The organism is Paraburkholderia sp. SIMBA_030, from assembly GCF_046535245.1.
In the GTDB taxonomy this organism is placed as follows: domain Bacteria; phylum Pseudomonadota; class Gammaproteobacteria; order Burkholderiales; family Burkholderiaceae; genus Paraburkholderia.
This window is the reverse complement of record NZ_JAWRXB010001752.1, coordinates 1-232: the sequence shown is the minus strand read 5'-3', so window position 1 is coordinate 232 and position 232 is coordinate 1. Positions and strand designations below refer to the sequence as shown.

The window sequence follows — 232 nt, the reverse complement described above, 5'->3', positions numbered from 1 at the left end:
CGCTTTGCATGCGTTTTCCGACCCGATGTTCGATCTCTTCGACGATACGCCCCAACCCGATGTCGACTGGCATCCCGCCTGGCTCGCGCCCGCGGCGGCGGCCGATTATCTGGCGCGCATCGTCGCCGAAACGGACTGGCGTCAGGAGCGCATCCGCACGCCGGGCGGCTGGGTCGACCAGCCGCGACTGACCGCGTGGCAGGGCGATCCGGGCGCGGTCTATATCTACTCG

Annotated in this window: 1 pseudogene; it reads left to right on the top strand. The window is 68.1% G+C overall.

What is annotated here, in order from left to right:
- Positions 1-232, top strand: a pseudogene (locus SB772_RS46015) (hypothetical protein); the annotation flags it as partial.